Below are 8,214 nucleotides of genomic sequence, written 5' to 3' on the forward strand. Positions count from 1 at the left end.
GAGCTCCGCGCGGTTGCGCTGCTCGATGCGGAACAGCGCCAGCGAGGTATTCACCTTGCCGTCGAACAGTTCACCTTTCACGCCCACTTCCAGATTGCGCCCCTTGAGCGGATCGAGCAGGGCGCCGTCCGCCGTGCGCTGGTTTTGCGGCTGGAAGATGTCGGAGACGCTGGCGTAGCCGGACCAGCGCTGGTCGAATGCGTAAATCACACCGCCATATGGCGTGACGACGCCGTTTTCGCGGTACGGATCGATATACACCTCGCCCGTGTCGCGGTACACGCTGCTCCATTTGTAGTTAGAGACGCGCGCACCTGCCACCACGGTGAGCGGATCGCTGATGCTGAAACGGGCCACGCCATACGCGCCCGTCTGCGTCATCTTCGTTACACTGGGATCGCCCCGATAGCTGTTTTCACGGAACCAGGCGTCGCTCGGCTCGGCCACGCCGTGGTTCGGCTGCAGCGGGTTGTTCGGCTTCTGCAGCAGGGCCAGGCTGAAATCGCTGTCGCTTTCCAGGCGGTTCGTGTTGATGCCGGCGCTGAAGCCGTGGCGGCGGCCAAAGGCGTTGAATTTGCCATCGAGCGACAGGTCGATGCCCTTGTTGGTGGTGCCGTAGTCGAAGACGCCGCCGTACATCATCATGCCGGCCATGGTGGCGGGATCGAGTGCACCCTGGCTGAACATGTATTTCACATCATGTCGCTCGCGCGTGTAGTTGGCGCTGGCTTTCAGCGACCAGTCGGCATCGAAGCGGTGTTCGAATTCGGCGAAGACGGCCGTTTGCCGGCTGTCCCAGCGGTTCCAGTCGGCGCCCAGGAAGGTCGAGCGGGGCAGCTTCGGGTCGCTGCCATCGAGGTAGCGGGGCATGCCGGAAAAGAACGGCGTCGACTTCAGCTTTTCATGGCTGGCGCCCGTCGTCAGCTTGCTGCCCGGCGCCAGGTCGAATTCCAGCACGCCGTACAGCACGTCGGTGCGGCTGTCGGCCACGTCATAAAAATAATCGCGCTGCTCGTGCGCGGCCACGGCGCGGCCGCGGATGCTGCCCGACTCGTTCAGGGGACCGGTGACGTCGATTTCGCCGCGCACGTCGTTCCAGCGCCCCGCGCCGAGCGCCAGCTGTACCTGCTTTTCCGCCAGCGGGCGTTTGCGCACCATGTTGATGGCGGCACCCGGCGAACCTGTGCCCTGCAGCAGTCCCGTGGCGCCGCGCACGATTTCCACGCGATCGAGCATGGCCGTATTGCTGGTAAAGCTGTTCGCCTGCGGATAGTACATGGCGCGGTTGACGCCATCGAACTGGTAAGTGTCGACCATGAAGCCGCGCGAATACACATAGCGTCCGCCCATCGGGCTGTCGTACATGGTGATGCCGGTGGTATTGGCCAGCACGGCGTCGATGGTGTTGAGGTTCTGGTCGTCCATTTTCTGGCGCGTGACGACGCTGACCGATTGCGGAATTTCGCGCAGGGTTTGCACGCCCTTGCCGACGGTGACGGCGCGCGCCGCGTACGAGTTGCTGTGTTCACTGACGGGGTCGCGCTCCATGCTGGCGTTCACCACCACGGGGGCCATGGTCTTTTCCACGCCGGCCGCCGAGGCGGACGCTGGCGCCGCCTGGCGCAGCACATACGCGCCGTTCGGCAGCTGCAGCGCTTCCAGGGCGCTGCCGGCCAGCACCTGGGCAAAGCCCTGACTGACGTTGAAGCTGCCGCGCACGCCGGGCGAGCGCAGGCCGCGCGTTTGCGCGGGATCGGTCGACAAGCTGACGCCGGCGGCGACGGCAAAATCGTTGAGGGCGGTGGCCAGCGGGCCGGCCGCAATGGCGTAGGCTTGCGGCGCGGCGCTTGAAGCTGCGGCGGCCTGGCCTTGCGCCAGCGCGGGCGCGGCGAGGAAGGCGGCGGGGGCGGCGCACGCCATGGCGAGGACGGCCAGGCGGATGGCGCGCGCGGCGGGATGGAGGACGGGGGTGGTCGGCTGCATGCTCGGTCTTTCTGTTCAGGGTATGGTCAATGGAGGATGAATCGGCTACTTATCCATGAAGCCGAAGCAGCGCAGCGAAACACCAACCCCTGGCGCAAAAAAACTGAAGATAATTAGGCCGGCCGGGCCGCCACCGTGGCCCAGTAGCGCGTGAAGTACGTCACTTTCAGCCCGTGCGAGGCGCACAGGCTTTCCAGCACGGCGTCGATATCGTCGAGCCGGTAGGTGCCCGTGACGGGGCGCCGCGCCACGGCGGCGTCGCAGACGAGGCGCCCGCGCCGGTAGCGCGCCAGTTCCGCTACCAGCTGTTGCAGCGGCCAGTCGGCGGCCACCAGCATGCCGCGCAGCCAGCTGTCCTGGTGCGCGGGCATGGCCAGCACGGCAGCCAGGCCTGTGGCTGAAAAGCGCAACTGCTGGCCCGCTTCCAGGCGCCGCACGGTGTCCGGGCGCGCAGCGCAGCGCACTTCCACGGCGTGTTCGAAGACGCTGACGGTGCTGCCATCCGCATCGCAGCGCACGCCGAAGCGAGTGCCCAGCGCGCGGACCACGCCGTGCGGCGTATCGAGCAGGAAGGGGCGCGCATCGGGCGCCGTCGTGATGATGATTTCGCCATGGTGCAGGCGGATGCGGCGCTGCGCGGCGCTGTAATCGACGTCGACGGCGCTATCCGTATTCATCTCCAGGCGCCCGCCATCGGCCAGCGCCACGTGGCGGCGCTGGCCCGGCGCCGTGCGCAAGGACGCCGTCAGGGCTTGCCATGGGCCCGATTGCAGGCCCGCCTGACCCAGCGCGATGCCGCCGCCGGCCGCCACCAGCACGGCGAGTATCCTGGCGGCCGCGCGCCGGCGCTGCTGTGCCGCCTGCAGGGCAGGAATCGCCAGCGCGGGCGGCAGCGTGGCCAGCTGGCCGTCCATGCGCTGCAGCAGCTCCCAGGCCCGTTCATGCTCGGCGCTGGCATCGCGCCAGGCTTGCACGGCGGCTGCGTCTGCACTGCCGCATTTGAGTTCCACGTGCCAGTGGGCGGCGGCGGCCAGGATGCTGCGGGCGATGGGAATGGAAGGCGATGGGCCGAACATCAGGCGGCCGCCAGCAGCAGGCATTCCGTGTAGGCGCGCACCAGGTGTTTTTTCACGGTTGGCAGGGAGACGCCGAGGCGCCGGCTGATGTCCACATAGCTGAGTTCCTCGATTTGCGCCAGCAGGAAGATGCCCCGCGTGCGCGTCCCCAGGCGGTCGAGCAGGCGGTCCACGGCGAGCAGGGTTTCGATGATGATGGCATGCGTTTCGGCGCACATCGATGCCGGCTCGGCTTGCTGCGCCAGCGCTTCCAGGTAGGCCTGTTCCAGCGCCTGGCGCCGATAGCGGTCGATCAGCAGACCGCGCGCGATGGTCGCCAGGTAGCCGCGCGGCTCGCGCAGGGGCGCCAGCGGTGGCACCTCGCGCTTGCCCAGCAGGCGTAAAAACGTGTCCTGCGCCAGGTCGGCCGCCTCGGCGCGGTTGCCCAGCTTGCCGCGCAGCCAGCCATACAGCCAGCCGTGGTGCTCGCTGTACAGGGTGGTCAGGGGGATGGCATGGGTGGGACTGACGGTGCTCACTGCGTTCTCCAGGCAAGGAATGGGCTGGGCTGACGGAACGCGGGGTGCCGGCTGGCTGGGCTGTTTGAGAATGATACTCATTATCACATTGCCATGCCGCCGGCGTCAATTGGCGTCAGCCACCGAGGCGCCAGCGCGCTTGCCACTGTTGCAGATCCGCCCAGGCCGTCTGAAGTGCGCCAGCGGACCAGTGCAGCAGGCTCTCCAGCGCCAGCACGCTGCGCCGCAGGTGGATGCCATCGAAAAACACGTGGTCGGCCACGACGGTGGCGGCCAGCCAGGCGGCGATGATGACGATGATGTCGTGGCGGCCGCTTTTCCACCAGCGCAGCGAGTGGCGGCGGAAAATCCACGGCACGCCCAGGGGATTGGGCCAGTCGGCCAGCAGATGCATGATGCCGCCCGCGGCAAAGCCGAACAGGGGCGGCGCCCACAGGTGGTGCGGCAATTGCAGATACGTGTAGACGAGCAGGGCGATCCAGGCCAGGCCCCAGTGCGTCCAGGTGCGGTGCGTGATCCACAGCCGGTGCGTGCGCGCCCACCAGGCCACTTCCAGCCAGTCCGGCGCCGTGCCGCCCAGTGCGCCCATGACAAAGGCGAGCATGCTCAGCACTTGGTAGGGGCCACCGGCGCCAGCGTGCGCGACCAGGGCCGCGGCGATCACGCCGGCAGCCCAACCGGTCGCATGATGCGCTTTGTTGGAAGCCATAGAAAATGTAAAACGCCATGCGGGCGCTGTGTGAAATACAAGGGGATATTAACTGGATGAATATACAGTATGCAAGGGCGTCAATGGGCGCTATTTGCGGAATATCCGCTATTAAATTGTTAAATTGTGTGTCGGCAGGGCCTGGATAGCGAACTCGGCAAGTCATGCCGAGCGCTCAAGTGTGTTGTGCGACTGATAATGCAATTGGCGTGGGGCGCGCTATGCTGAAAGTAGTCCTGTGTTTTGAAGAGGTGTCGCCATGAAAATCCCGCGCGAATTGCAGATTCCCGCCATCGTGTTTACGCTGGAAGCGGTGTTTATACTCGGCCTGTCGATGATTTTTCTTGTACTCGTACCCCGTTAGTGCCTTGCGGATAACTGCAGATTTACAATAGTGTTACTACGCAGTTTGCATGGTGCTATCGCACAGCGCCGCGCCTTCGGTGCGGATGATCCAGCATTCAGGATACGGTTCGCTGGCGAAGCGGTTGTGCCGCGCGAAGCCACTGAGCTTGTCGAGCACGGTGGCGGGGGCCAGCGCTGTTTCCTTGCCACTGGCGGTATCGATGTGCCAGAAACCACCGTTGCGGTGGAACAGCACGGGCAGGCAGCTGGCCTGCGGCGTGGCCAGGTGGCTGGCCGGCGTGGGCTGGGTGTCCGGCAGCAGCAGGTAAAAACACTCGGCGTGGGCGCCGTGGTCGATGCGGTGCAGGATCACGCCGTGCGCAAGGAGGGCAGTGACGCTGAGCACGACGATGCCCTTGATGCTGGCAGACAATTCGATGCGCATGCCCAGGCGCAGCGCGACAGGCTTGTGCTTGCCGGGCCATACGCCGTCGAGCAGCACGCCGTAGCGCGACACGTCTTCGATTTCAAAACCTTGCCCGCTGCGCCGGATGATGGCGTGGCGCCCCGACAGGCGGCGCGTCAAGCCATTGTTGTCCTGGCCGTCGGGACTGAAATGGCTGAGCAGCACGTTGGCTTCCGGGTCCACCAGCTCGAAGCGGCCCAGCATGCATTCTTCCAGCGCGAACAGGCGGATCTGGCGCTGCTCGCCCGCTTCCGGCGCCGCATTGACGAGGCAGGCGGCCTGGCTCGGGTGCGGATGGCAGTGGCTGGCGGCGGGCAGGTCGACTTCGATCAACTCTTCGTCCCAGGCAATGGTGGTAAAGCCCATGTCGATCTTGCCTTGCGGCGCAGATAAATCCACGTGGGCGATGCCGGCATTGCGCGCCGTCACGTCGAGGTTGCAGCCATCGCCGCCCGTCACGCGGGCGATCGAGGCGTCGTCGGCCATCACGCGCACGTTCTTGTGTGTGCTGAGGAAGATCTGGTGGATTTCCGTCAAGGTGGCGTCGCGGCGCGGCACCAGGATGACAAAGGTGCACACCCATTTCTGCGCCACGGCGCCATCGACATGGCTGTGCACTTCCACTTCGATCTGGTATTGCCCGTGTTCCTTGTTGCGCGAGGAAAACTCGACAAACACGGGGCGCCAGTCGCCGCGCGTGGTGCGTCCGAAATCATGCTGCACCTGGCCACGGGGGATCAGGTCCGAGCGCAGGCGCAAGGTCAGCTGCGGTGCGCAGGCGGCGCTCATGCCGCGCAATTCCATCTTCAGGGTTTGCCGTCCGCCTGCCGCACGGGGATCGAAGCCGCTGATGTGCAGGTGGGCTTGCACCGGCTGGTAGGCGGGCGGCACCGTTGCCGGCGCAACGGGTGCTGGCGTGAATGCCGGGGCGGCCGCCGGCGAGGAGCGGCTTACCGTTTGAATGGCAGCATCGCGAAGAACAGCATCACGAATATCAGAATCATGCGCAGGGGCGTGCGGAAGCGCCGTTGCCGATGGCTCGGAACGGGCGCTGCGCAGTGCGCTCAACAGGTCGTAGCTGCTGGGAGCAGTCGTCGCTTGCGAGTGGTTGCCCGCACAGACTGTATCCCCAGGCAAGACCCAGAACGTACAGTGCGGGTGCTCCGGGTTGCTGCATTTTTTCATGACATTCTGACTCGAATCGAGCGGGGACATTGCGCCCTCTGTTCTACATGAGAGCTTACGCGCTTTTGCGCCTGCTTGGCAACTTTCGCGGCCTCGGAATGCGCACTTTTTGCCCAAATTCATGTCCCTGGTCACACCTTGCCTTACATGCCATGGAAACTATTGCTTAAAAACACATTTTATATCTTTCTGGATATGTTATTTTGGCATTTATTTCACCCGCGCCGTTTGTCGATGATGACTTCCAGATACTCGCCCGGTACCACCAGCGAGTGGGCGCCCGCCGTATTCAGGCGTTCCAGCAAGGTGAACAGCTCTTGCTCCAGCGCCTCGACGCCAGCCGCGTCGAGCGCGGCAAAGGCCTTGTGGACGGGGCCGTAGTAATCGCGGAAGACCTGCACCCAGTGGTGAGCGGAGGCATAGCGGAAATGGAACACCTTGCGCTGGCTGTGCACCTGCTCGACCGCACGGCCGAACAGGTCGCGCAGATACGCTTCTTCGCCCCAGCGGGCCGGCGACACCACGCCTGCCGGGGGCGGCACATACTTGCCGATGGTCTTGAAGAGTTGCCCGATAAAGCCGTCCGGCGTCCAGTTGGCCATGCCGATGCGGCCGCCGGGACGCAGCACGCGCAGCATTTCGCTGGCCGCGCGCCGGTGGTCAGGCGTGAACATGACGCCAAAGGTCGACAAGGCCGCGTCGAAACTGGCATCGGCAAACGGCAGCGCTTCGGCATCGGCCACGCGGAAGGTCACGGCCAGCCCTTCCGCCTCGGCGCGCGCGCGGCCCTTGTCCAGCAGCGCCGGCACATAATCGGTGGAGACGACGCGGGCAAAGCGGCGCGCCGCCGCCAAGGTGGCGTTGCCGTTGCCGGCGGCGATGTCGATGACGTCTTCATGGGCGCGGATATCGGCGGCCTCGGCCAGCGATTCGCCGACCGGTTGCAGGGTCACGCCGATGACGGCGAAGTCGCCGCTGGCCCAGCCTGCTTGCTGGCGCTGCTTGATGGCGGCGTAGTCGGGCGCGTCGGCGGCGCCGGCCTGCGGTGTAGCGATGGTGTTGCTCATGGCATGCTCCTGGCGACGTTGGAGAACTCCTTCCGTCAGACAGCGCGCCACTGGCATGGTTCACGGCTCTGTGTCATTGATGCTGGCCGTTGGGATTCGAGTCACTCTGCCACCTTGCGCGACTGGCCGCTAGCCGCCCGGGACGGTGAATGCCGCATCGAAGCGTAGCGCCACCACGGTGATGTTGTCGCTATGCAAGCCTTTCGGCGGGTGGGAGAGGAAGTCGTCGAACAGGGCGATGACGGCCTCGGCAGCACTCTTGCCGGCACACAAAGCGGGCCAGCGGGCCGTGAGCGCCAGCGGATCGTCACAGGCCCAGAATCCGTCGCTGGCCAGCACATAGTGGGCGCCGGGGCGCACGCGCAGCACGCGGCGGTCGCCCAGGTGCGCCAGGAAGGGCGGCAAGGCGGCCGCATCGAGGCCGCGTAGCGGCTTGTCGAGCTGCAAGCTGTCACTCAGGGCGTTGCCTAAAATAAATGCCTGCGAGATTTGCGGATGGTGCTCGCCGTGCACGGAGGCGCGCCAGCGCGTCTCGTCGAACGCGCCGCGCATGGCGTACACGGTGGCCGGCACGTGGTCGATGGTGAGGATGCTGGCCACGCCATCGGCAAGTTCATACAGGCGCGAATCGCCCACGTGATACAGCAGCGGCGCTTCGCCGGGCGGCACTTCCAGCAAGGTCAGGGTGGTGCCGGGCGGACGCGCCTGGGCAGGCGTGCTCCTGGCGAAACCATCCTGCAAGCGCGTGTGCAGAGCGTCGAGCCTGGATGCCAGGCTGGCCGTGTCGAGGCAGGCGGGCACGGCCAGCAAGCCTTGCACGGCCGCTTCCGCCGCCTCGCGCCCCTGGCCGTGGCCGCCCATGCCG

General features: G+C 65.7%; 7 protein-coding genes. All 7 read right to left on the minus strand.

Annotated elements, in window-relative coordinates; all coding sequences use genetic code 11:
* Window positions 1–1,983 (minus strand): TonB-dependent receptor (locus K0F86_RS12560; protein ID WP_257572129.1); only part of this gene is annotated, 1,983 nt, incomplete at its 3' end.
* Between the two features lie 113 nt (window positions 1,984–2,096).
* Window positions 2,097–3,059 (minus strand): FecR domain-containing protein, encoded by a 963-nt coding sequence (locus K0F86_RS12565; protein WP_219134686.1) that lies wholly within the window; start codon window positions 3,057–3,059, stop codon window positions 2,097–2,099.
* Window positions 3,059–3,577, minus strand: coding sequence for a sigma-70 family RNA polymerase sigma factor (locus K0F86_RS12570; protein WP_257572130.1), 519 nt, complete (start codon window positions 3,575–3,577; stop codon window positions 3,059–3,061). Before K0F86_RS12570 ends, K0F86_RS12565 begins: the two co-directional genes overlap by 1 nt.
* Window positions 3,578–3,692: 115 nt before the next feature.
* Window positions 3,693–4,286 (minus strand): metal-dependent hydrolase, encoded by a 594-nt coding sequence (locus K0F86_RS12575; RefSeq protein ID WP_219134688.1) that lies wholly within the window; start codon window positions 4,284–4,286, stop codon window positions 3,693–3,695.
* Window positions 4,287–4,686: 400 nt separating this feature from the next.
* Complete coding sequence (locus K0F86_RS12580; RefSeq protein WP_374197287.1) at window positions 4,687–6,312, minus strand: FHA domain-containing protein; 1,626 nt, start codon at window positions 6,310–6,312, stop codon at window positions 4,687–4,689.
* Window positions 6,313–6,497: 185 nt separating this feature from the next.
* Window positions 6,498–7,349, minus strand: coding sequence for a class I SAM-dependent methyltransferase (locus K0F86_RS12585; RefSeq protein ID WP_219134689.1), 852 nt, complete (start codon window positions 7,347–7,349; stop codon window positions 6,498–6,500).
* 129 nt (window positions 7,350–7,478) lie between these two features.
* The coding region (locus K0F86_RS12590) for a PP2C family serine/threonine-protein phosphatase (RefSeq protein WP_257572132.1) at window positions 7,479–8,214 on the minus strand (736 nt) is incomplete at its 5' end.

It is taken from the genome of Janthinobacterium sp. UMAB-60, assembly GCF_900095235.1.
Lineage (GTDB): Bacteria > Pseudomonadota > Gammaproteobacteria > Burkholderiales > Burkholderiaceae_D > Janthinobacterium.